General features: G+C 39.0%; 20 protein-coding genes and 1 pseudogene. 15 read left to right on the forward strand and 6 right to left on the reverse strand.

The window, feature by feature from the left end; all coding sequences use genetic code 11:
• Positions 1-2 precede the first annotated feature (2 nt).
• Positions 3-287, reverse strand: a complete 285-nt coding sequence (locus CYAN7822_RS16755; protein WP_013323450.1) for a YkvA family protein — start codon at positions 285-287, stop codon at positions 3-5.
• A gap of 153 nt (positions 288-440) precedes the next feature.
• Between CYAN7822_RS16755 and CYAN7822_RS16760 the strand changes: the two genes are divergently transcribed.
• The 5 genes from CYAN7822_RS16760 to CYAN7822_RS16780 all read left to right on the forward strand — a co-directional run bounded on the left by CYAN7822_RS16760 (position 441) and on the right by CYAN7822_RS16780 (position 5996).
• On the forward strand, positions 441-1349 hold the full coding sequence (locus CYAN7822_RS16760) for a Uma2 family endonuclease (RefSeq protein ID WP_013323451.1): 909 nt from the start codon (positions 441-443) through the stop codon (positions 1347-1349).
• 99 nt (positions 1350-1448) lie between these two features.
• On the forward strand, positions 1449-2810 hold the full coding sequence (locus CYAN7822_RS16765; protein WP_013323452.1) for an NCS2 family permease: 1362 nt from the start codon (positions 1449-1451) through the stop codon (positions 2808-2810).
• 115 nt (positions 2811-2925) lie between these two features.
• Positions 2926-3324 (forward strand): hypothetical protein, encoded by a 399-nt coding sequence (locus CYAN7822_RS16770; RefSeq protein WP_013323453.1) that lies wholly within the window; start codon positions 2926-2928, stop codon positions 3322-3324.
• A gap of 38 nt (positions 3325-3362) precedes the next feature.
• On the forward strand, positions 3363-4583 hold the full coding sequence (locus tag CYAN7822_RS16775; RefSeq protein ID WP_157871818.1) for an ABC transporter substrate-binding protein: 1221 nt from the start codon (positions 3363-3365) through the stop codon (positions 4581-4583).
• A gap of 48 nt (positions 4584-4631) precedes the next feature.
• Complete coding sequence (locus CYAN7822_RS16780) at positions 4632-5996, forward strand: mechanosensitive ion channel family protein (protein ID WP_013323455.1); 1365 nt, start codon at positions 4632-4634, stop codon at positions 5994-5996.
• 132 nt (positions 5997-6128) lie between these two features.
• On the opposite strand, the gene CYAN7822_RS16785 is transcribed toward CYAN7822_RS16780, so the two are convergent.
• From CYAN7822_RS16785 to CYAN7822_RS16800, 4 genes are all read right to left on the reverse strand, one after another.
• Positions 6129-6431, reverse strand: a complete 303-nt coding sequence (locus CYAN7822_RS16785; protein ID WP_013323456.1) for a hypothetical protein — start codon at positions 6429-6431, stop codon at positions 6129-6131.
• Between the two features lie 268 nt (positions 6432-6699).
• Entirely contained in the window at positions 6700-8406 is a 1707-nt protein-coding gene (locus tag CYAN7822_RS16790) for a CHAT domain-containing protein (RefSeq protein ID WP_041933801.1), read from the reverse strand.
• A 172-nt stretch (positions 8407-8578) separates the two neighbouring features.
• Positions 8579-11725, reverse strand: coding sequence for a CHAT domain-containing protein (locus tag CYAN7822_RS16795; RefSeq protein WP_013323458.1), 3147 nt, complete (start codon positions 11723-11725; stop codon positions 8579-8581).
• A gap of 78 nt (positions 11726-11803) precedes the next feature.
• Entirely contained in the window at positions 11804-12550 is a 747-nt protein-coding gene (locus CYAN7822_RS16800) for a DUF4384 domain-containing protein (RefSeq protein WP_041933282.1), read from the reverse strand.
• Positions 12551-13036: 486 nt separating this feature from the next.
• On the opposite strand from CYAN7822_RS16800, the gene dnaK reads away from it, so the two are divergent.
• The 10 genes and pseudogenes from dnaK to CYAN7822_RS16855 all read left to right on the forward strand — a co-directional run bounded on the left by dnaK (position 13037) and on the right by CYAN7822_RS16855 (position 22537).
• Positions 13037-15226: a molecular chaperone DnaK gene (gene dnaK, locus CYAN7822_RS16810; RefSeq protein WP_013323459.1), complete on the forward strand. Its 2190-nt coding sequence runs from the start codon at positions 13037-13039 to the stop codon at positions 15224-15226.
• Positions 15227-15387: 161 nt separating this feature from the next.
• Positions 15388-16284: a J domain-containing protein gene (locus CYAN7822_RS16815; protein ID WP_013323460.1), complete on the forward strand. Its 897-nt coding sequence runs from the start codon at positions 15388-15390 to the stop codon at positions 16282-16284.
• 175 nt (positions 16285-16459) lie between these two features.
• Positions 16460-16681: a hypothetical protein gene (locus tag CYAN7822_RS16820; RefSeq protein WP_013323461.1), complete on the forward strand. Its 222-nt coding sequence runs from the start codon at positions 16460-16462 to the stop codon at positions 16679-16681.
• Between the two features lie 544 nt (positions 16682-17225).
• Complete coding sequence (locus tag CYAN7822_RS16825; RefSeq protein ID WP_013323462.1) at positions 17226-17534, forward strand: hypothetical protein; 309 nt, start codon at positions 17226-17228, stop codon at positions 17532-17534.
• A gap of 126 nt (positions 17535-17660) precedes the next feature.
• Positions 17661-19166: an alanine/glycine:cation symporter family protein gene (locus CYAN7822_RS16830; protein WP_013323463.1), complete on the forward strand. Its 1506-nt coding sequence runs from the start codon at positions 17661-17663 to the stop codon at positions 19164-19166.
• 90 nt (positions 19167-19256) lie between these two features.
• Positions 19257-19922 (forward strand): annotated as a pseudogene (locus tag CYAN7822_RS16835) (RNA-guided endonuclease TnpB family protein); the annotation flags it as partial.
• Between the two features lie 96 nt (positions 19923-20018).
• Entirely contained in the window at positions 20019-21071 is a 1053-nt protein-coding gene (gene rlmN / locus CYAN7822_RS16840; RefSeq protein WP_013323464.1) for a dual-specificity RNA methyltransferase RlmN, read from the forward strand.
• 147 nt (positions 21072-21218) lie between these two features.
• Positions 21219-21842, forward strand: a complete 624-nt coding sequence (locus CYAN7822_RS16845) for a hypothetical protein (RefSeq protein WP_013323465.1) — start codon at positions 21219-21221, stop codon at positions 21840-21842.
• A 32-nt stretch (positions 21843-21874) separates the two neighbouring features.
• Positions 21875-22321: a hypothetical protein gene (locus tag CYAN7822_RS16850; RefSeq protein WP_013323466.1), complete on the forward strand. Its 447-nt coding sequence runs from the start codon at positions 21875-21877 to the stop codon at positions 22319-22321.
• A 15-nt stretch (positions 22322-22336) separates the two neighbouring features.
• Positions 22337-22537 (forward strand): hypothetical protein, encoded by a 201-nt coding sequence (locus CYAN7822_RS16855; protein ID WP_013323467.1) that lies wholly within the window; start codon positions 22337-22339, stop codon positions 22535-22537.
• A gap of 69 nt (positions 22538-22606) precedes the next feature.
• On the opposite strand, the gene CYAN7822_RS16860 is transcribed toward CYAN7822_RS16855, so the two are convergent.
• The gene (locus CYAN7822_RS16860) at positions 22607-22780 is read right to left on the reverse strand and encodes a hypothetical protein (RefSeq protein WP_013323468.1); all 174 of its coding nucleotides are present in this window, start codon (positions 22778-22780) and stop codon (positions 22607-22609) included.
• Between the last annotated feature and the right edge of the window lie 194 nt (positions 22781-22974).

Consider the following 22974-nt stretch of genomic DNA (forward strand, 5'->3'; position numbering starts at 1 on the left):
CATTAAGCTTTAGTGGCTTTAACTTCAATGGTTGGGTCTGACGGGGATGCGTTTTTGAGTTCTTGACGACGTTGGCGATTATCTATAATTAATCGGGATACCTCAGTGGTTAATAGTGTTAGAACAACCCCATCATCTAGCCATCCTACAATAGGAATAAAATCCGAAGAAATATCAACAGGACTCACGAGATAAAGCAGGGTTCCTAAAATAATGAACCAGCGATATTTAGGATGTTTAATTTGTTGTGAATACCAATTATAAAAACTTTGAACTATGGGTTTCATTTGCATTCATCTCAATCATCTCTATTTTTAGTTTGACAATTTTTTGGTCGAGACGATAGTACGGATAACTTCCCTGTTCAGATACGGTTTTGAGAATAACTTGTAATATTTAAATATATAATACACTTATTCTAAATTTGGGGGATAACTGCCATGTCAACTGAAGCCGCACAGGAAATCCTATCACAATCTTCAGCAGTGGAATGGAATCCCCCCATGCCACCAACAGACTTAATTTTTGATGATGGAGAACCTTTGGAAAGTAACCGCCATCGTATCGGGATGAATGTCCTCATTCGGTCAATGTTAACCGTAATGAACGGTAGAACTGATTATTTTGTTGGGGGCAATATGTTTATCTACTTTAGCAGCCAACAAGCCAGAAATCGGGATTTTCGGGGGCCTGATTTTTTTGTGGTGTTAAATGTAGATGGAATAAAAGATAGACAGGGATGGGTTGTCTGGGAAGAAGAGGGACGTTATCCTGATGTGATTATTGAATTAATGTCTCCTTCTACTGCTGCGGCAGATACCGGACTTAAAAAAACCATTTATGAGCAAACCTTTCGTACTCCAGATTACTTTGTCTTTGACCCCTTTGATCCTAATTCTTTGCGGGGATGGCATTTGAATAATCATCAACGCTATCAAGAACTTACCCCCAATGAACAAGGATGGTTATGGTGTCAATGTTTGGAATTATGGCTAGGCACCTGGGAGGGAGAAATAGAAAGAAACTCCGCCCCTTGGTTAAGGTTTTATGACCCACAGGGCAATTTAGTGTTATTACCCGAGGAAGTCGCCAAACAACAAGCCGAAACTGAACGCCAACGCGCCGAAGCGGCACAACAACAACTAGAAACTGCCCAACAGCAAGGCATAAAACAAGGTACTCTCAGACAGTTATTACGTTTATTAAGGGGGCGTTTTGGGGAAATCAATCCAGAAATTGAGTCTCGTTTAGAACAATTGGAGGTTTTACAGTTAGAAAATTTAATCGATGGGGTGTTATCAGCAGTTTCTTTAGAAGAGTTTTATCAGCAGCTACCTGAACAAAGATAAATCTGTCTTCTGCCAAAGCAAAAGTTAGGCGGCTTGGAAAACAGAGACAAGCCCATTAAACTAGAAACTGAATCAGCATCATTAATTTTTTCAGCAAAAATGAAGAGTTTATTCACTTGGATTCCCCAATTTTTTCAGTTTTCTGAAAATAAAACCAATTTCCGTACAGAAATTTTGGCGGGTGTGACAACCTTTTTAACCATGGCCTATATCTTAGCGGTTAATCCTGATATTTTATCCAATGCTATTTATCTTGAACAACCTAAAGATTTATTTGGGCAATTAGTCATCGCCACTGCCATTTCTTCGGCTATCGCTACCCTTTTAATGGCCTTTCTGGCGAATTATCCCTTTGCCCTCGCCCCGGGAATGGGCTTAAATGCCTTTTTTGCGTTTTCTGTGGTTATTGGTTTAGAAATTAGCTGGAAAATTGCTTTAAGTGCTGTTTTTTTAGAAGGAATAATTTTTATACTACTGACTTTTATCGATATTCGCCGCCAAATTGTCAGGGCCATCCCTCATTGTCTTAAACAAGCAATTGCTACAGGAATTGGTTTATTTATCGCTTATATTGCCCTAATTAATGGCGGTATTATTGTTAAAAGTGAGGTAACCATTACTACCCTTGCTAACTTTAATCAGCCGACGACGTTAATGGCAATTGCAGGTATAGTCATTAGTTGTGCTTTTGTGGCGCGTCGCGTTACTGGGGCCTTACTCTGGGGAATTTTAGCCACAGCCGCATTAGGATGGATACTGCAAATTTCTCCCTTTCCTGCCTCTATTATGGAAATTCCTCCCTTTCCTAAAGATTTATTTGGACAAGCCTTAATCGGTTTTTATGACTTAAATTGGCAAGGTTTAGGAGATTTTTTGGCGGTAGTTTTCGTCTTTTTATTTGTGGATTTATTTGATACTATTGGGACTTTAACTGGAGTAGGAACACAAGCCGGCTATATTGATGATAGTGGAGAATTACCGAAAACTAACCCTGCTTTGATGGCTGATGCCATAGGAACGACCATCGGAGGATTGTTGGGAACTTCAACCATAGTGGCTTATATTGAATCAGCATCAGGTATTTCTGAAGGGGGTAGAACTGGGTTTACTGGGGTTGTGGTGGCTATTTTATTTCTGCTTTCTATTTTTTTTATTCCTCTGATTTCTGCCATTCCTTCTTATGCTACTGTGCCGGCTTTGTTAATTGTTGGTGTGTTGATGGCTGGAAATGTGCGTTCAATTCGTTGGGATGATCCGGGCGAGTCTATTCCTTCTTTTTTAACTATCTTAATTATGCCGTTAAGTTATTCCATTGCTGAAGGGTTGGCAGTAGGTTTTATTAGTTATCCCTTGATTAAAGCTTTTCAAGGAAAAATGCAAGAAATAACTCTAACCATGTGGATTTTAGCGGCAGTGTTTGTTTTACGGTTTGTGTTAAGGGCACTGAATCTGACGAGTTAAATTTTGGGTTCAAAGTATAATTTTATTTTTACGGCAAGATTTTTAAGATAAAATTTTAATACTTTGCCAAATTGATATTTTAAAATTAGGTTGTTTTCGATTTCTACTCTTTTCAATGAAAGTCTTAACCCACTCCATCAGTTTCTTCACTGCGATCGCAGTTAGCCTAGCTAGTGGACTCAACCATAGTACATTAGCTCAAACCGATACATTTATTCACAATGAGATTACTTATACCGTCACATTTAAAAAAAGAATAGAGCAAAATGTGGCTTTTACTTTGTCTTATGCCGACTCGAATGCTAATACTCACATTGTGGAATATCAAGGAACTTGCGGCACAAATATTATTGGTGTTTTGGGAGAAACTGTGGTTAACACTCAAGGAAAAGTTATCTCTAAAAATACTGCTACACAAGCGGTTATTTTTGATTTGAGTGCTAATAGCGATTGGGAAATGAGCGGTGCTATTCGTCAAGGGTTAGATTTAATGTGCAATTCTAGTAATGGATGAATTTGAGCATTATTTCATTAGCAAAGGGAGGCAATAAATTGCAGCGTTTGTACAGTCAATTCATCGGATTTGTTTTAGTTGTATTAATTACTTGTAGTTGTGTTTCTTTTAATATACCCTCTCAATCTCAGACAAAACAACGGATTGAAGGACGCATTTTAGTTTGGTACTCTCTAGAAGGCAAAACAGCAGAACTCGCTCAACAGAGTTTGGATGATTACACTCGTATTTATCCCAATGTCAAGATTGTTAGTGAATATGTCCCAGAAGCACAGTTATCTGATTTATTTATTAAACAAGTTAAAAATGGTCTAGGTCCCGATATTTTATTTAGTAATTATGGGATCATTCCTCAATTAGTTCAAGAAGGAGTGATCGAGGATTTAACTGATGCCAATATAGACGTTTCTTCTTATTTTCCTTCTTCTCTTAATCAAGTGCGCTATCAAGGCCGACTTTATGGTTTGCCTACGAGTCTTCTGACTCAGGTTCTTTGTTATAACAAAGATAAGGTTAAATCTCCGGCGACAACTTTAGATGGACTTCTTCAACAAGCTAAAACCGGTTATTCTGTCGGGATTTTTTCCAATTTTGCCGCTACTTTTTGGGGAGCAAAAATATTTGGTGGCAAACTGTTTGATGAGCAAAACCGGGTTATTCTAGATGGTGGCGGCTGGGCTAAGTGGATGGAATGGCTTAAACAAGCTCAAAACGAGCCGAATATGATTTTTAGTGACAATGTAATAGCCCTCAGAGAAGCTTTTAGCCAAGGAAACTTAGCTTATGTAGTTTGTGATTCTCAGACGATCACTCAATATTTTGATATTTTTGGGCGAGAAGGCCTTGGAGTAGCGGTTTTACCCGGAGATGGAGAACAAAGTGCCGGCCCTCTTATTTATGCTCGGGTTATGGTGTTTAACGCCGTCTCTAGTGCTAGTCAAAAAGAACTCGCTTTGCAAGTCGCTCAGTTTATCAATAATACTGACCAAATGAAAAAACGATTAATTGCTTTAGAAGCGTCATTTATACCGGTGAATAAAAATGTCAACATTAATAACCGTTTGTTTCCTATACAAGCGGTGTTGAATAAGCAGGCAAAAACGGCGGTGTTTATTTCTTTAGATAATATTGAATTGACTGAAAAACTTTTTGTGCAAGGAGAGCGACTGTATCAAAAGGTGATGGTCGGCGATCTTTCTTCAACTGAAGCCGCCTCTCAACTGTCTACTGAGATGAAAATGCGACAAGAAAAGTTATGATTTTATTTTAATGAGAATTTATAAAATTATGCAGAGGTAAAATAGCTTATGTCTAATGAAGTCGATTTAAGCTTTCTTATCAACCAGATCGATAAATTGATTATTTTTTTAGAACGTCCTCCTGTCCAAATTCAATTGCTGATGATCGCGATATCGATTTTTGGCTCAAAATTGTTTTCTCAATGGGTTTTGTTGCGGATAAAAAAAAAATTTCCTCATCTTAACCGCTTAACTTGGCGAAAGGCGAAGCGATATCCTCGAGTCTTGGGATTAATATTAATTCGGTATTTGCTGACTTCAGTTTTCTGTTTAATTTTTCTTAAATTGTTTCAATATTTATTTTTTGAGCAAAATTGGACGGCAGGAATTTTTAAGACAGCTTTAGAGATTTTGTGGGTTTACTTTTTCTATCGTGTTTTTTTGATGGTATTATATAATATTTTTTGGATTCCTCGTATTAATCAATACCGCGCTCAATTTTTTGCTCCTTTATTTTTTTTATTTGTTGGCAAAAAAATTATTGCTCTGATTAGTGATACCCAACCCTTATCTCAAGTGGTTATTGTTAAATTATTTGGGAGTCCCATTACGATAGGAGCAATTTTTATCAGTACCGTCGGCTTGTATCTCTGGATTAAAACGGTTGATATTTTACAGCATTTCCTTTTAAAATGCCTTTCGGCTGGCAGCGATATGGAACCCGGAGCCGTGCAAGCTTCTTTAATTTTACTGCGTTATTTTTTGATGGCTTTAGGCATTGTTTTTATTTTTGGTTATGTCGGATTTAATCCCACTGCTTTTGCTGCTATTACTGGGGGTTTATCTGTGGGAATTGGCTTTGGCTTAAAAGAGGTTTTTAGTAACTTTATCAGTGGCATTGTTTTATTATTTGAAGGAACTTTAAAGCCCGGAGATATTATTGAAATTGGTGGCGAATCAAGTGAGGTAAAAAAGCTGAGTTTTCGGTCTACGACTGTACGAGTTTTTAAAGATAACTCTGAAAAAATTATTCCTAACCAAAACTTTTTTACCCAAGACTTCACCACTTTTACAGGCAGTAATCGTTTAGTACGCCGTTCCCTAAAGGTTAGTACAAGTTATGATTGTGACCCTCAAAAAGTAATAAACTTATTATTACAAATTGCGGCTCAACATCCGCGAATTCTACAAGAACCACCCCCCTTAGCTTTTTTTGTCAATTTTGGTGATTCTAGTTTAAATTTTGAGATAAGTTTTTGGCTTGATGACCCTTTGATTGGTAAAACTGTAGCTAGTGAAATTGGCTGTAAAATTTGGAAAACTTTTGCTGAATCTAAAATAGAGATTCCTTATCCTCAAAGGGATTTACATATTCGTTCATGGGATGATTCTCTGAATTTTTTGCCTCAAAATTCTAAATCATCCACCCCTTAAAAGGAAAGACTTATTTATCTAGCCTTTCTCACATTAATGAGGTACATCTTGAATTTAATTTCCTGTTGCCTGTTCGGGTGTTCGGGTGTTCCCTAAAACCTAGAACTTTGTACCTCACTAGACTGAAAAACGCTATAGAGAAATAGCATCTTTAATAGTTTGCTTGTATTCTTCAGGAGTCAGAGGAGTATTCTGCTCCCCCAGTGCCCCACTAAACCCTTCATCTGAAGATAATTTTTCAAACATAGCCTCTTCAATAATAGGACGTTCTTCATACCAGAGAATAATATTATTAGAAATAGCTTCTTTATCATCAGGAAGAGTATTGATTAAAGCAATTAGCGAGTGTTTATCCGCTTGAGTGAATAATTCTGTATGGGTTTTTAGTAAGTCAACTAAACTGAGAATTTCAACATCAGATAAGGATAAATCCATAAGTGTCTCCTTTAAAATTCTTAATATTCATCTGTAGGCTGGCTTAAGCGGCTGCCCAACTCAACAGCGACTATTTTACGGATGAGTTTCCTATAATTATATTTTGACATTTGTTTGTAGCTTTTATTACCATCTTACAGAAATTAATATCAATAATCTTTAGAGAATTAAGGCAAAATTATAAAAAAAACATATAAATAGTCGCGGCGCAAACAAGAGAGCCCCGATTTTCTTACAGGAATTTGATGTAGGCTGGAGAAATTACCCGTTACTCATCAACCTTTGGCGGCTCGGAATAACTAAAAGACTCAATAATAAACTCAAAAATCTGGCCATTAAGACTGCCAAATTTGAGTTGAACACCTGAACTTAAAGGAATCTCTTGATGATGAACTCTCTGCCAACTATTTAAATCATAAATAAAAGTACCAAAGCGAGAAAAATCTCTCAAATAATAAGTATATTGATGTCCAGAACCAGAATTAAGTTCACGACAAATTATTTCTGCGTGTCGCTGACTGACCCACCGTTCTTTAATCACCAAATCATTTTCTTGATGTCTTCCCACTCTCATTAACCCGCCATAAATCTGATTGACTCGTTCTTTTCTATTGAGCAAACGTAAATAAGCAATAGGGAAAGTTTCTTGAGTCAGATCAATTTGAGTAACGGGTAATTCTGTAATCCCTTCATCAATCTTGATCAAAAGTTTTCCATCAAATTCTGGGTGCATATAAAGAATGGGTAATGTCCAAGCCGGCTGATTAAACTTATAGACAGTTAATAATTGTTGTCTGGCGACTCTAACGGCTTGATCGATAGACATTCTTTGAGTCAAGGCTTTAGTAAAAGCTTGAATAAAACTCAGGGCTTCCTGATCAGCGATCGCATCTCGCATCCCCAACACAGCCGGCACCCCATGATGAATTAGCACTTCAGCTAGGCTACTACGTTCAATGGCCCTCTGTCCTTGCTGGGCTGGTTGTGCCCCCCAACAAGCATTAAACAAGGCTAAAGTGATGCGATTGCGAACCAATGCTTGGGCTAACTCTGTCCCATTCATCACCGCATTAGCGCGTAAAAATAATAAGCCGCCATCAAGTCCGGGCATTCCGTGACCCGCATAAAAAAATACATTATAATTTCCGTTATCTAAAGCTTCAGTTAGTTGAGCCGGTGTTGGTTGTATTAGCGTCTCAACTTTAACCGTCACTGAAGTTACACCAGAATTTAAACCATTAACTTGAGAGCTTTGGGCGATAACTTTTATCAGCGCGTTGGCTTCTTCTTCTAACTCTAAACGAGGAGAACTGCTGTTGAGGGTAATCTCGGGTTGCGTAGAAAGATAAGAGGGGGTAAGTCCGGTTCCTGCCGATAAAGTCGGTGTATTGAGTTCTTCTCCTAATACCAACAGGATATTTAAACTCTCCTGATTCAATTGAGGTGCTAAAGGTTCTACATTGGTTGTCGTTCGACTAAAGAGGATTTGAGGACTCAAGGAAATCGCCTGAGTTCCTATTTCCGGTTGCATGATTTCCCAAGGTAGAGGAATCAAATTCGGGTCTCGAATGTCTAAACGTACTCGCAACGACTGATTTTTGCCAAAGGCCACTCCCCGGCTTTGAGCGAGACTTTGACGAATTGGCCCATCAAATAGCCATTGCCAAAGACTAATCCCTAACTGTTGCATCTGTTGACCCCCATAACCTCCTTCTTCAGTATTGGAAAAAACAATCGAGGATTGATTCGGGAGTTCAGCCGTATGAAATACCGGAATATGAGGCTCGTATTGCAGTGAAAACATTTCCTGCCAAGTTAACCACTGACGAGTTAAGGTTTCAGTCCAAATACAATCATAATGAACGTAGCCTCCTGGTAATGGAGATTGTAGAACCCAAATAGCAAAATTGTCGGGTCCTGCCTGGATTAAACGAGCGACTGCAAGGCTGAGACAGGGGGTTGCTTTGTTAGACATTGACCATTGCTGTCTAAGAGTAATGGTTGTATTGTGACATACTCCTATGGCAATTACCATATTAGTCATTAGTCTTTGGTCTTTGGTCATTAATTGCCTTTCCCCCTACTCGAGTTAACTGTTAACTATTCCCCAAAACCGCTTTAATCGCAGGGTAGGGCGGTGTTGGCGATCAATTAGCTTCACCGATCAGAGTAAATGCCGCCCAGTATTTCGGGTGAGAATATGAAGACTGTTGCATAGTCTTTAGCATGGCCGCCCGTAAAGCTTGGGCTTTATCTGGATTGTTTTGATTTTGTTGATAAAATTCCGTCATTAAGGTAGCAGTAGACTGATCGGAAATAGACCACAAAGAAACAATAATACTCTTTGCACCTGCGGTAATTAAAGAACGGGATAAACCAATGACACCATCTCCTGTGAGTCTTCCTCCTCCTGTACTACAAGCACTTAAAACGACTAAATCAGCATTGAGTTTAAGTTGTAGAATTTCTAGAGAAGTTAGTAAGCCGTTATCTGTTTTTTGATCGGCTAAAGCGATCGCACCTGGAACACCTGTTCCCGTAAAGTCATCTAATAAGCCATGAGTTGCTAAATGAATTAGCCGCGCTTGAGTAAGTTTGGGGATAATAGCTGTTTTAGTCGCTTCATTTCCGATTAAAGCTTTAGTATGGAGAAGTTCAGCAATTTTTTTAGCCTCTTCTTCTGCATAGGGTAGAGATTTTAATTGATAAAGATTGTTTTGTAATTGATTAGAAAAAGTTGGATTTCCGACAATTAAAATATGCTCAGGAGAAAGATCCTTGGATAAAGATTGTTGAGGTCTGGAGGTAGCAAGTTTATGGGTTAAATCAAGTACCTGAATCGAAGGAGATGTCAGGATAGTGTGTTTTTCTATGAGATATTTGTCTGAATTATCCTTTAAAGCCGCAAACGGAACTAAGAATAGAGAGCTATGGGGAATAAAAATTACATGATCTTGGGCATTACTGGGCAATAAATTTGCAATAGGTTCTATTAACACTTGATGAAGTTCTTTGAGGTTTGAGTTTAACTTTTCAACAACCCCTGGTCGAATAACGATTTCAACTCCTCGACCTCTAACCCCCATAGATTCACGGCTATCAGTTACCAATTGTTCTAGTGAAGTTTGGTTGAGTTTGGCTTGTAAATCAACTCGATGAAAATCAATTTTTCCAGATGGTTGAATAACCCAGATATAGAGTTCAGAAGGATTTTTATTAACAGTATATTCTACTAGGGTTGCTTTTTGCTGTTTAGCAATTTCTTGAATTTTTCTTAAAGTGGGTGCTTTAATAGTTAAAGGAGTTTTAGAAGAATCAGATAAACGTTCTGCTAGACGTTCTGCATAAGCTCTTGCTCGACCTCGTTCTGAAATTTCTAAAGCTTCGTTGGGTTTATTTTCAGCAATGAGAACTTGTTGTAATTCTAAATAAGTATCTTTTTGCCTTTCAAAAAGAGATATTTTGTAAATATCTTCTTTTTTTAAAACTTTCCAAATCGATTCTAAAATATTGATAGATTCGCGTAAAATTTTCTCGGCTTCCTGAAGATTGCCTGACTCAAAATAAGCTGAACCAAGATGAGATAAAATAGTCCCTTTTGCTGGACGATCATTAATGGCTCTGGCTTGGACAAGTGCTTTTTGATATACTTCTATGGCTTTCTCATTTTCTCCTAAAGCTCTGTAAGCTAATCCCATGTATTCTAAAGTTAAAAATTCTTGTCCTCGCGTTGGAAATTTCTTGGTAATCGCTAAACTTTGTTGAAGATATTCAATAGCCTTTTTATCTCCTAAATATTTATAAGTTCCTCCAAGAGATATTAAAGCTTTCCATTCTTCATAAGGATTTACAATTTTACGAGCAAGATCGAGACTTTGTTGTGCATAGTCTATAGCTTTGTCATAATCATTTTTTTGTCGGGCAACATTACCAAGATTGTTTAATGTTTCTAAAACTTTTTCATATTTTTCCTGATTTTTAGAAATGGCTAAACCTTGTTCGTAAAATTTAACCGCTTGCTCATAATCATCCAGTTGGTAATAAATATCTCCTAAACCATTAAGGGCTTCTATTTGTTGAGAAAAATCTTCGATTTTCCGCGCAAGTTCTAGCCGATTTTTTTGATATTTAATGGCTGCGGCATAGTCTCCCAAGTTAAAATGAGCCTGTCCTAACAACCATAAAGCCTTGATTTCTAATTCTGACTCTGAAAAAGTTTTAGCTAAAGTTAAGGCCTGTTTTAAATAGTTAATTTGTTGAAGATATTCACCTAAAGCTCCGTAGGCTACGCCTAAAAAATTGAGTATTTCTACTTCTCGTTGAGGATTGTTTAATTGTCTGACAATCACCAAAGCTTGCTCATAAGTTTCTACCACTTTTTGGTAATCTCCTTTTCCGTTATAGGCAAGCCCTAAAACATATAAAGACTCAGATTCTCCTTGAGGATCTTTGATTTCTCGCCCAATGGTTACACCCTGTTTTGAATACTCAATAGCTTGGTCATAATCACGGCTCTCATTATAAGCTAAACCCAATGCCATTAAAACTATACGCTCCTGAAGAGGATTATTAAGCTCCCGAACTATTTTTAGGCTCTGTTGATAATAATCAATTGCTTTGGTTAGCTCTTTTTTCTCTTGATAAGCTCTTCCTAATCTAATTAAAGCATTAACTTGTAATTTATTATCGCTTAAATTTTCTGCAATTTTTAAACTTTCTTGTAAATATTTAATAGCTTCGTCATAATGACCTTGGCTATAATTACTCTGTCCCATGCTACCTAATACTTTAGCTTGTAACTCTCGATTTTTGCTTTTTATAGCTAGATTCAAGCTTTGTTGATAATAGTCGTTAGCCTTTGGATATTCTTGTAACTCATTAGCAAGATTTCCTAAATTTAGCAAGGCTCTAGCTTCTAAATCTTGATCCCCAATGTCACGAGCAATATCTAGAGCTTTCTGTCCATAATCTAGAGCTTTAGCATAATCTCCAAGCCAAAAATAGGCATTACCTAAATTTTTAAGTGCCTGTCCTTCTCCTTGGCGATCATTTTGTTGCCGCAACAAGATTAATGCTTCTTGAAAAGATTGAATAGCGGCTTGATAATCTCCTGCCTCTAACTGCTGCATACCTTGTTCTAAAAGAGTTTTAGCTTTATTCTCTTGAGTCATTTGAGCCAATTCTCCATTTTCAGACAAACTTACTTGCGGATCAGAAATTAATGTTGCACAACTTAAATTGAAGGTTGTTAATAAACTTAGTAGTACCCTTAGACTGAAAGTTTTAGATTTCATGATTGCCTCCTAGAAAATGACCTAGGTTTGCCTTAAAATCTCTAATTATTTTTTGACTTTGCTAAAATAATTCCCTGCTCAAACTATCTCGAAACTCATTGACATTGCCGCTAGTTTTGTGGTGTCCACTTGACGAGGACGCAAGGCCACAGAACCTTTATAAGCATCTCTAGAACCTGCATCAAAGTCTTCTAATAAATCATTAATGACTTCGAGAGGTTCACTAATGGTTATAGTTCCTCTCTCTACTCCATTTCTTGAAGCTATTTGTTGTAAGGTTTTCAGAGATTTTGTCAGAGGGTCTCTACTAGCAATAATCAATACCTCTACCACACCCTTTGGTTCTTGGAGGACTATTTGGAAAGGATCATCTAACTGAGGAATTTGAATAGTTCTTCCGGCTTTGACTTGGACAAATGCGGCTGATTGTGCCCAATTATTAGGAAAGATAGCGGTTATTTCTCCATTTTGATCTATAAAAAGAATATTGACATGAAGATCACTAGATTCGTTATTAGTAAGTTGAAACTGTATTGGTGTACCCACCGGTAGATGACGGGAGTCAGTCAGGTTAGGAATAGGTCTATTTTTTTGCTCATCTTCTGTTATCCCTCGAATCGGAAAAACTTCAGCAATTAATTGATTGTTTTGTCCTTCTGGACTTAGAGAAGCGATAACATTTAATCGTGATGAATCTGTATTGAGGGTTAGTTTTACCAGTCGTGCGGCTAAAAGAGATTTGAATTTAGCTTGCAGACGAGTTATGCCATTTGTTATCGTTGAGAATAAATATCGCCCTGTTTTTGAATAGCCATTGGAGTACAACCTAAGGTAGCTAGAGCAGATGCAGAAAAGATCAGAAAGTAGCGACGTTTTATAACAGACATTGACTACCTCTCTTCCAAGTCTTAAAAATTTTATATTTGCCTTTTTTTTGAATTTGCTTGGCTATTCGCGTCGGTTTAATCTATTTTTACTTAGTATTTTAAATCAAAAAAAAAAGGTTTTTATTAATTTTGTTTTCTTTTTATGGCAAATAATTTAGGTTGATAAAATTGTTTTAAAATATAGAAAAAAACGTAAAAAAATAATGAGTATTGTTTCGAGGTTATCATCTTTCCCTCTCCCTGTCTTCTCTTCCTTTCGTTCTCCCCCATCTCCTAGGTAGGGAAAACCGTCCCAAGAAATAAGGGCAGCCTCAGTCGTATAACCCCCTCGCAATTCGATAGAATATTGTCAACGAGCAATAATCGAGCTAGACTCACCAAGGATAAAGACTCAATACAACAGGGTCAGGAGATCAAAATACGCATGGGAAAAGTAGTCGGCATAGACCTGGGGACAACAAACTCCGTCGTCGCCGTGATGGAGGGAACAAAGCCAATTGTCATCGCTAACTCAGAAGGAATGCGAACAACTCCTTCTGTGGTCGGTTTTAATAAAGATGGAGAATTACTGGTAGGACAATTGGCCAGACGACAAGCAGTGCTTAATCCTCAAAATACCTATTATGGTGTCAAACGATACATAGGCCGTACTTATGCCGAACTTTCCCCAGATTCTAAACGAGTTCCCTACACCATTAGACGAGATGATGACGGGAATGTTAAAATCCGTTGTCCTCGCCTGAAAAAAGAATTTGCTCCCGAAGAAATCTCAGCCATGATTCTGAGAAAATTGGCAGAGGAAGCCAGCCGCTATCTCGGCGAAGAAGTCACCGGTGCCGTGATCACCGTTCCCGCCTATTTTAACGATTCTCAACGACAAGCCACCCGAGATGCCGGCAGAATAGCCGGCTTAGAAGTGCTGCGTATCCTCAATGAACCCACCGCCGCCGCCTTAGCCTATGGATTAGATCAAAAACAAAATAAAAAAATCCTCGTCTTTGACTTGGGAGGGGGAACCTTTGATGTCTCTATCCTAGAAGTAGGAGACGGCGTATTTCAAGTTAGAGCCACCAGTGGAGATACCCAATTAGGGGGTAATGATTTCGATACCCGTATCGTAGACTGGTTAGCTGAACAGTTCTTAGAACAAGAAAAAGTCGATCTCAGAAAAGATCGTCAATCTTTACAACGCCTCACCGAAGCCGCAGAAAAAGCCAAAATAGAACTGTCTGGCGTGAGTGTGACCGAAATTAACTTACCCTTCATCACCGCCACAGAAGAAGGCCCTAAACATATTGAAACTCGCCTTAGCCGCGCTCAATTTGAAGAATTATGTGGAGACTTAGTTAGTCGTCTGCGTCGTCCTCTCAAACGCGCTCTCAATGATGCGGGTTTAACCCCCGTGCAAATTGATGAAGTGGTCTTAGTGGGCGGCGCAACCCGAATGCCGATGGTTAAGGAATTAGTTCGCAGTTTCATCGACCGAGAACCCAATGAAAATGTTAACCCCGATGAAGTGGTCGCCGTAGGAGCCGCCATTCAAGCCAGTATTTTAACCGGTGAAGTTAAAGATATTCTGCTATTAGATGTTACGCCGCTATCTCTGGGATTAGAAACCATCGGCGGCGTGATGAAAAAATTAATCCCTCGTAATACAACCATACCAGTTCGCCGTTCTGATATTTTTTCCACCGCAGAAAATAACCAAACCCTGGTAGAAATTCATATAATCCAGGGAGAGCGGGAAATGGCAAGCGATAATAAATCTTTAGGACGCTTTAAACTAACCGGTATTCCGCCCGCTCCCAGAGGAGTGCCTCAAGTGCAAGTTTCCTTTGATATTGATGCTAATGGGATACTACAAGTGACTGCCCGCGATAAAACCACCGGACGAGAACAAAGTATCACCATACAAGGCGCTTCTACCCTCTCAGAATCCGAAGTTAACCGCATGATCCAAGATGCAGATGCTTTTGCGGCTCAAGATAGAGAACGTCGAGAAAGGGTAGAAAAACGTAACCGCGCTAAAGCCTTGACCGATCAAGCTCAACGTAGACTCAAAGAAATTACCCTAGACTTCGGAACAGAATTTACTCGCCCTTATCGTCGTCAAATTGAAACTTTAAGTGCGGAAATTCTTAGTAGTCTAGAAGCGAATGATGAACGCCGTCTTGACAGAGCGCAAGCCGACCTACAAGATGTTCTCTATGAATTAAATCGTGAAGTTCGCTTGCAATATGAAGACGAAGAAGGGGAAGGTTTTTTCAATTCTATTCGTCGTACTTTAACTGGAGAATCAGAAGAAGACCGTCCTTATCCCCCAAGACGATCAGCCCGAAATGACTACGACTTGGGTTATAATTCCCGCTCTGGAAACGATGATTATAACTACGGTGCTGGTGGTGGAGGTTATCAAGACACTTATGATTCTCGTCCTAATAGAAGGGATGATTATCGCTCATCGGGGTACGATAATAACTACAACGATTATCGATCTTCCGGCTCTCGTCGAAGTGATTATAATGAACCCCCAAGCGGTCGTTATCGAAGCAACCAACGGCGAAATATCCCTGCTCAAAATGATTGGGATGAGGAGGATGATGATTGGTTTTAGATTAGTGAACAGTAAACACCTTATCTGTGAACAGTGAACAATAGATTGCTGACAACCCATAACAGTACAGTCAACTCGAAAAATTGATAACTGCTAACTTGATAACTGATTACTGATAACTGATTACTGATTACTGATAACTAATGACTAATTACTGATCTATGCAAACCGTTCGTAACTATTATGAAGTTTTGGGTGTGCCACGAAATGCTACCCCCGAGGAAATTAAAAAAGCCTTTCGCAAATTGGCACGAATGTATCATCCTGATGTGAATCCGGGTGATCAAGCCGCCGAAGAAAAGTTTAAGGATATTAATGAGGCCTATGATGTTCTCTCGGATGAGCAAAAACGCAGCGAATATAACCGTCTTCTGCTAGGTACATCTAACAAACGACGACCCCCTAAACGCCCCTCATCTGCTTCTCGCAATGGCACTAACCCAGAGGGAGCTTATCGTTCAGAGTTTGATCTGTGGAAATTTAAAGACTTTGCCAGTCCCACCACTAAACAAACTCGCGTGGTGACTTCGACGCGCCCTTCTCGCCGAGATGTGGAGGCCAGGTTAACCGTGCCGCTACAAAAAGCTTATCTAGGAGGGCGGCAACGCATTCGTCTAGAGGATGGGCGCTCTTTAGAAGTGGATATGCCCCCTGCTATGATTGACGGGCAAAAAATACGTCTGAAAGGACAGGGACTAGAAGGAGGAGATCTCTATTTAAAAATTACGGTCGCTCGTCATCCTTTTTTTAGCTTACAAGGTCAAGATATTTATTGTCAGGTTCCGGTTACACCGAGTGAAGCCATCTTAGGGGGAGCAGTAGAAGTTCCTACCATTGACGGATTAGTAAAAATGACTGTCCCTAAAGGTGTCAAGTCAGGTCAACGCCTACGATTAGCTAATAAAGGCTATCCTACTACTGAAGGAAATCGAGGTGATCAGTTAGTAGAAATTCTCATTGTTACTCCCTCTGAACCGACTCCTGAAGAGTTAGAACTTTATGAAAAACTCAGAGAAATAGAAACCTTTAATCCTCGTCGTCATTTAATGAGTTATTAGTTCTATTTGTTATTTAAAATCCCTTAGCCATTTATCTAACCCGTTAAATAGTCTAATAATTTTTCCAATTTTTCCAGGGCTTAAAAGGAAAATATTTTTATTTTTTTAGAATTATACCGCTCAAATTTTTAAAATTTAATTCTTGCCGGTTATCCTTGATTAAAACTTAAAAAATATGTCATTTAAACTAGATTTAACCCCGGTTCAAAAACTTCCTTTTTCAAAAATTGGCTCTTTTCAAATTTTTAGTTTGCCTGACCAGGATGGCGAAATTTGGATAAAAGTTGACCATCACTATGCCCAAGTCATTAGTAATCAATGGTCAACAGGAAGAAGTTTTAGTGACGATGAAGAAGTTGTTTGGTTATTACCTGAAAGTTATCTAGAGGAGCAATAATTATTAACGGCTCTTTTGGCTTCTTACTCCCTCTTGACTAAGGGGAACCAGTAAAGTCTGCGCTCTTAGGGGCGTGAGGGGGTCTCCGCAAGAGGAGCAACTGGTATGGGTTGCCGTTAACAAGTAGCTTTATCTTAAAAATACCTAAATTTCTTGAAATAACAACATTTTTATCGAGATCTTTGGCGATTTTTTCCGCTCAAAATTTTTAAATTTAACTTTTTTTAGCTATCTCTGATACAGACTTAGAAAAATTATCTCGTTTAAACTTGATTTAACCCCGATTCAAAAACTTCGTTTTTTAAAAATTGAATCTTTTCAAATTTTTAGTTTGCCTGACCAGGATGGCGAAATTTGGATAAAAGTTGACCATCACTATGCCCAAGTCATCAGAAATCAATAGTTAATAGGTCGAAGCTTGAGTCCCAGTGAAGAAGTAGTTTGGTTATTGCCTGAAAGTTATCTAGAGGAGCAATAATTATTAACTATTTTATCATTAATTAGTTCTAAATATTATTATTATTTTTTTAGGGACAATTTCCCAATGAAACCTAATAGACTTAAAACCGACATTGACCAGGAATTAAAACTGCTTTTAAAGGGCTTGTTAACTCATGGACAAAATCAGCCCGAATTAATTGGTTTAGTTACTGAAATAACAGCAGAAAGAGATAGTTTTTGGCAAAAACAGTTTATTTTAGCAGCTATTATCGATTATATGTTTGAACATTTGTCAGAAATGAATCGCTTACAGGAAGATATCCCCAATCTAAAAGATAAAATCCTTACTGAGGTTAATAATGAATATTCAAAAACCAGTATAGAAGAGTTACAGAGTTCCCAGAAAAATTAATGATTTTCAAAAATCGATGATCTAAAGCTAGGCTAGTGTAACGCCTCTGAGGCAGAAAAATCATAATTGAGCCGAAAAGCCCTGAGTAAACAATGTTAACTTAAGTAAAGTATATAAACTTAGCTTATGGGACTTGCTCTCTCAATCGGTGAAAAATCCATGATTCTACAGCTTAACATCCTCGAGCGCATCGATCAGGTATTTTCTAGCCTAGTGAGTTTGATCGAGCGAATTTTGTTTTTTTCGGTGGCCGGCATCCCTCTAATTATTCTTTGGATCATTACAGCAGGCGTATTTTTTACCTTGCGTATGGGGTTCATCAATATTCGAGGGTTTAAACACGCCATTGATATTGCTACAACCGAAGACGAAAAGAACGACGAACAAGGAACCGGAGAAATATCCGCTTTTCAAGCTTTAGCGACTGCTTTATCGGCGAGTGTAGGACTGGGAAATATTGCCGGCGTAGCGATCGCTATTCAAATGGGTGGTCCGGGGGCCGTCTTTTGGATGAGTGTCACTGCCATTTTGGGAATGTCAATTAAGTTTGTTGAATGTACCCTCGGACTCAAATATCGTATCCTTAGACCTGATGGAATTATTGTCGGCGGTCCGATGTATTATCTTGACGGGGGGTTAGCCGCCATAGGACAGGCCAAATTAGGTTCTTTTTTAGCCATGTTATTTGCGCTGTTTAGCATTCCCGCCGGTTTAGGGGGTGGGAATATGTTTCAAGCTAACCAATCTTTTGCCGGTCTAACCACCGTTTTTCCCTCTTTACAAGAGTATGATTGGTTGTATGGTTTGATCGTTGCTCTTTTGGTAGGTTTGGTGATTATTGGTGGTATTAGCCGCATTGGCATTGTGGCCAGTAAATTAGTGCCTTTTATGGTGACGGTTTATCTAGCCGCTTGTCTATGGGTGGTGCTAGTTAATATTACTGAAATTCCCCAAGCCGTACAGGTGATCGTCACGGGGGCTTTTTCTGGACAAGCGATCGCAGGAGGATTTCTGGGTGTATTAATACAAGGAATTCGCCGCAGTGTGTTTTCTAATGGGGCCGGCAGTGGAACGGCGGCGATCGCTCATGCGGTAGCTCGTACAAGTGATCCCATCCGAGAAGGAATTGTCGCAATTTTAGAACCTTTTATCGACACGGTTGTTATTTGTAATCTAACTGCTTTGGTGATTTTAACCAATGGTTTTTATGGAGAAAATGCGATTCAATATAGCAGTGGTGCGGCTTTAGCGGCGGCGGCTTTTGAGAAGACAATTCACGGTTTTAGCCCTGTTTTAACGATGATCATGTTTTTATTTGGTTTTTCTACTATGATGACTTGGAGTTATTATGGCGAAAGATGCTGGTCTTATTTATTAGGAGAAAGAACGGTTTTTGTCTTTAAAGGGTTGTTTTTAGCTTGTATTTTTCTTGGTTCGATTGTCAATCTAGGAGCCGTCGTCAATTTTAGTGATATGATGTTTTTATTGATGTCAGTCCCGAATTTATTGGGATGTATGCTGTTATCGGGTTCAGTGGCTACTGAGTTACAAATTTATTGGGCTGATTTAAATAAGCCAAAAAAAGAAATTAAATTTAGTAAACTTAATCGCGAATTAACAACTAAAAGTTAAAGCTTAAAACCATTTTTAAAATGAAAGGGTCTTCATCTTCACTCATTAGGCCCCTTTCTACTACATCTTGATCAATCCTGAGATAACTTTATTGACTTGGGAATAACCAGTCTGATCACCACCAGCGATGGAACTAAAGTTAGTAATCCTAGGCATTTTAATAAGCTCTACAAAAAGCTCCATCGGGTTCAAAAAGCGTATTCTAGAACCCAAAAAGGCTCTAAGAATAGAGAAAAGGCTAGATTGAAAGTAGCCAAAGTTCACGCGAAAATAGGGGATTCTAGAAGAGATTTTCTCCATAAACTGACAACTCAACTTGTACGCGAAAACCAAACGATAGTAGTTGAGGATTTGGCAGTTAGAAATATGGTCAAAAACTCTAAATTGGCCAAGGCAATATCCGACTGTGGATGGTCTGAGTTTGTCGGTCAACTTGAATATAAATGCCAGTGGTATGGTCGTGAACTGGTGAAAATTGATGGCTTTTTCCCGAGCAGTAAACGTTGTGGGAACTGCGGTCACGTAATGGACAAATTGCCATTGAATATCCGTGAGTGGGAGTGCCCAGAATGTAGAACTGTCCATGATCACGAAGTGGCGCTTCGCGCTCGTGACATCAATGCAAGTCGGAATATTTTGGCCGCCGGGCTGGCGGTGAGAGTCTGTGGAGCGGACATAAGACCTGATAGGCATAAGTATAAAGGGCAGTTGCGAAAAACCCGAATTAGGGAAGGAAACAAGAAACCCAAATCGTGAGGTTTGGGAATCACCGTCGGTTTTACGGCGGTGAGGATGTCAAAATGGTAAATAGTACCCTATCAAAACTACACGCTCGTAGTATTTTTACTGATTATGGCTATTGAGCTAAAAACCAAACCAAAGTCGCCTCAAGGACAAAACGTTTTACTCGGAAAATCTCTACAAGAATTAACCGAGTGGGTTCAAGAACAGGGACAACCCGCCTATCGAGGAAAACAACTTTATCAATGGTTGTATGAAAAAGGCGCTAGGTCCCTATCCGATATTTCCGTCTTTCCTAAATCTTGGCGCGAGGAAGTCAAAGACTATCCCATCGGGCGTTCTCAAATTCATCACCGCAGTATCGCCCCAGATAAAACCCGTAAATATCTATTACGTCTTCAGGATGGGTTAATTATTGAAACCGTTGGCATTCCCACTGAAAAGCGGCTAACCGTTTGTGTGTCTTCTCAAGTGGGTTGTCCGATGGACTGTGATTTCTGTGCAACCGGCAAAGGCGGCTTTACCCGTAACCTCGCCCCTCATGAAATCGTTGATCAAGTCTTAACCGTACAAGAAGACTTTCAAAGACGGGTAAGTCATGTGGTATTTATGGGCATGGGAGAACCCTTACTCAATCTTAAAGCCGTTGTCAGTGCCGTTAATATTCTCAATCAGGATGTAGGCATCGGTATGCGCTCCCTCACCATTTCTACTGTAGGACTTCCCGCTAAAATCGAACAATTGGCCCGGCATCAACTCCAAGTAACCTTTGCTGTCAGTCTTCACGCCCCTAACCAAGCCTTACGAGAACAACTGATCCCCAGTGCTAAACATTATCCCCTCAAAAATCTACTAGAAGATTGTCACAAATATGTCGAAATGACTAAGCGGCGAGTGACTTTTGAATATATCCTCCTCGCTGGTGTCAATGATTTACCCGAACAGGCCCAAGAATTGGCGGTTCAAATTCGAGGATTTCAGAGTCATGTTAACCTGATTCCTTATAATCCTATTTCAGAAGCCGATTATAAACGCCCTAACTCTCAACGCATTAACGCTTTTCTGAATATTCTTCAACAAGAAAACATCGCCGTCAGTGTGCGCTACTCTCGGGGACTCGAAACCGATGCGGCTTGTGGACAATTAAGAGCCGCCAAAGTTTAACAATGTTGTAAAAGCCTCAAGTTTGACAGTTTGTCTAGGGAATTTTGTCCAAATTTGGTGTAATCATTAAAGAGTTGCTAACAATCTTCTAATTCATTACACCAACAGAGCCTTAAATGGTTAACGTCAGTACGACAAACAATTCCTATGAGGCTAGAAGAAAAACAAATTACAGCAGAATCTGAGTTTCCCAGACAGCTAGACATCGCTCAGGTTTGTGTGTATGGACTGAGTATTTTGTCTGCTGTTCTGTTTTTGTCCTTACCCTTTGCCAATTTATTACATCCTAGCCCCTGGCAACGGTCAATGGGGACAATTCATAGTTTGGCGGCTTTACTCACTACCGTAATCACAGTTTATACTGGGCATTTAGCTTTTCCCTTATTGCGGGGAGTCAATAAAGTTTTGCCCCAAATTCGTACTCTAAGCTTTTGGTCAACCATTTTGACTTTTCTGGGAATTGCTACAGGCAACTTGGCTTATATGCGATACCGGGCAGGTTTTGCCTATAGAGGGGCCCGCGCTTGGCTATTAGAGAATACGCCTTTGGTGGAATACATATTGATGAAATATCATGAATTTAGCTTGCTATTTACCCTACCTTTAGGAACAGCTTGTACGTGGATTCTCTGGAATTATGGAGATCGAATTTTAGAAAAACGAAACCGTCCTCTTTTAGCCGCTACTTGTGTGGGTTTAATGGCGATGATGTTTTTTGAAATCGGCGGTTTAGTGACGGGTTTTGCTATTGCTAAAATGCACGGTTTGTAAACAAAGAATCATTCAATATTCCAAGGTATGTCATGAAAAGTGAGCAAACGTTATACGGCCTGATTTGGCAAGGGTTAAAATACTTTCCCCAAGTTTTGGCCAAAGGTTCTCAACGTCCACCAGAAGTTTCAGGCCCGGCTGCTGCGGCTTTTATTAGTGGCGGGTTTGGCTGTTGGGTAATGATGATTGTCCACCATTTAGCAGATACATCAAAAGCAAGAGATGAAATCGTTTGGAAAATAGGAAGCTGGATTCCTGGAAGTCGAAATCCTAGCCAATTGTGGGGCAATATTGGCAGTTATACGGGCAAAGAAACGATTTTCCTAATCAGTTGGCTTGCGAGTTGGTTTGTTCTTCATTACTTGTGGAGAAATAAAAATATAAAAGCTAAAACTCTATTTTTTTGGATGTTTTTATTCTTTATTGCCGCTACGGTTATGAGTTGGCATCCTTTATTTCCCTATTTACGATTAATGTAACGCAGCACTAAAGCCATGCTACCAGAAATTAGACGCAAAACAGCCAGAAAAATGCACAAATATGTTTTTGGTTTACTCGCCGTCTGGTTAACCTTTGTTGTTAGCGCAGGAATTGCGGCTAAGAGAGTCAGCCAATCGGAAAAATTTGCTCCTTACCAGCTTTATTTAAAATCTTTCACCCTCTCTGGTAAGACTCAACCGGCTCCTATCAAATAAAATTTTAGCCCGCCTAGACGGGCTTTGTTGCTTTAGCCTCATTGATCAAGAAAAGTGGCAAACATCGTTTTACACAGCGATTCCTGGGGCATAAGATTCAACAACTTTCCCAGTGAGACAACAGTTAATCATTAAATAATCGCACACAGGACAAGCAGTTTGCATCAGTTTCGGTTGATGCCAATATTGTCTTTGGGCAAATTTACCACAATTAGGACAGCGAACTTGTTGAATTTTAATCATTGAAATTTTTTACCTTTTATGTTTAAAATTTTTCAATTAAACAATTGCTCTTTTTTTGAGAGTCTTTCTTGAGATAGAGAATAAGCCTCTATTGAAGTTAAAGACATTTTTAGTTTAGTTTTCCTTGATCCTTATTATGAATCAATTTGTTTTTTTTTAACATTAAGTTTATTAAACTGCTCAAGTATCAGATT

The sequence above is a fragment of the Gloeothece verrucosa PCC 7822 genome, from assembly GCF_000147335.1.
Lineage (GTDB): Bacteria > Cyanobacteriota > Cyanobacteriia > Cyanobacteriales > Microcystaceae > Gloeothece > Gloeothece verrucosa.

Excerpts from the sequence above, each read along its gene's own strand:
- CYAN7822_RS16760 (WP_013323451.1), top strand. The coding sequence starts at position 441 with ATGTCAACTGAAGCCGCACAGGAAATCCTATCACAATCTTCAGCAGTG.
- CYAN7822_RS16850 (WP_013323466.1), top strand. The coding sequence starts at position 21,875 with ATGAAAAGTGAGCAAACGTTATACGGCCTGATTTGGCAAGGGTTAAAA.
- CYAN7822_RS16790 (WP_041933801.1), bottom strand. The coding sequence starts at position 8,406 with ATGTCTAACAAAGCAACCCCCTGTCTCAGCCTTGCAGTCGCTCGTTTA.
- CYAN7822_RS16820 (WP_013323461.1), top strand. The coding sequence starts at position 16,460 with ATGTCATTTAAACTAGATTTAACCCCGGTTCAAAAACTTCCTTTTTCA.
- CYAN7822_RS16785 (WP_013323456.1), bottom strand. The coding sequence starts at position 6,431 with ATGGATTTATCCTTATCTGATGTTGAAATTCTCAGTTTAGTTGACTTA.
- CYAN7822_RS16815 (WP_013323460.1), top strand. The coding sequence starts at position 15,388 with ATGCAAACCGTTCGTAACTATTATGAAGTTTTGGGTGTGCCACGAAAT.
- dnaK (WP_013323459.1), top strand. The coding sequence starts at position 13,037 with ATGGGAAAAGTAGTCGGCATAGACCTGGGGACAACAAACTCCGTCGTC.
- CYAN7822_RS16830 (WP_013323463.1), top strand. The coding sequence starts at position 17,661 with ATGGGACTTGCTCTCTCAATCGGTGAAAAATCCATGATTCTACAGCTT.
- CYAN7822_RS16860 (WP_013323468.1), bottom strand. The coding sequence starts at position 22,780 with ATGATTAAAATTCAACAAGTTCGCTGTCCTAATTGTGGTAAATTTGCC.
- CYAN7822_RS16755 (WP_013323450.1), bottom strand. The coding sequence starts at position 287 with ATGAAACCCATAGTTCAAAGTTTTTATAATTGGTATTCACAACAAATT.
- CYAN7822_RS16795 (WP_013323458.1), bottom strand. The coding sequence starts at position 11,725 with ATGAAATCTAAAACTTTCAGTCTAAGGGTACTACTAAGTTTATTAACA.
- CYAN7822_RS16825 (WP_013323462.1), top strand. The coding sequence starts at position 17,226 with ATGAAACCTAATAGACTTAAAACCGACATTGACCAGGAATTAAAACTG.
- CYAN7822_RS16770 (WP_013323453.1), top strand. The coding sequence starts at position 2,926 with ATGAAAGTCTTAACCCACTCCATCAGTTTCTTCACTGCGATCGCAGTT.
- CYAN7822_RS16780 (WP_013323455.1), top strand. The coding sequence starts at position 4,632 with ATGTCTAATGAAGTCGATTTAAGCTTTCTTATCAACCAGATCGATAAA.
- CYAN7822_RS16855 (WP_013323467.1), top strand. The coding sequence starts at position 22,337 with ATGCTACCAGAAATTAGACGCAAAACAGCCAGAAAAATGCACAAATAT.
- CYAN7822_RS16845 (WP_013323465.1), top strand. The coding sequence starts at position 21,219 with ATGAGGCTAGAAGAAAAACAAATTACAGCAGAATCTGAGTTTCCCAGA.
- rlmN (WP_013323464.1), top strand. The coding sequence starts at position 20,019 with ATGGCTATTGAGCTAAAAACCAAACCAAAGTCGCCTCAAGGACAAAAC.
- CYAN7822_RS16765 (WP_013323452.1), top strand. The coding sequence starts at position 1,449 with ATGAAGAGTTTATTCACTTGGATTCCCCAATTTTTTCAGTTTTCTGAA.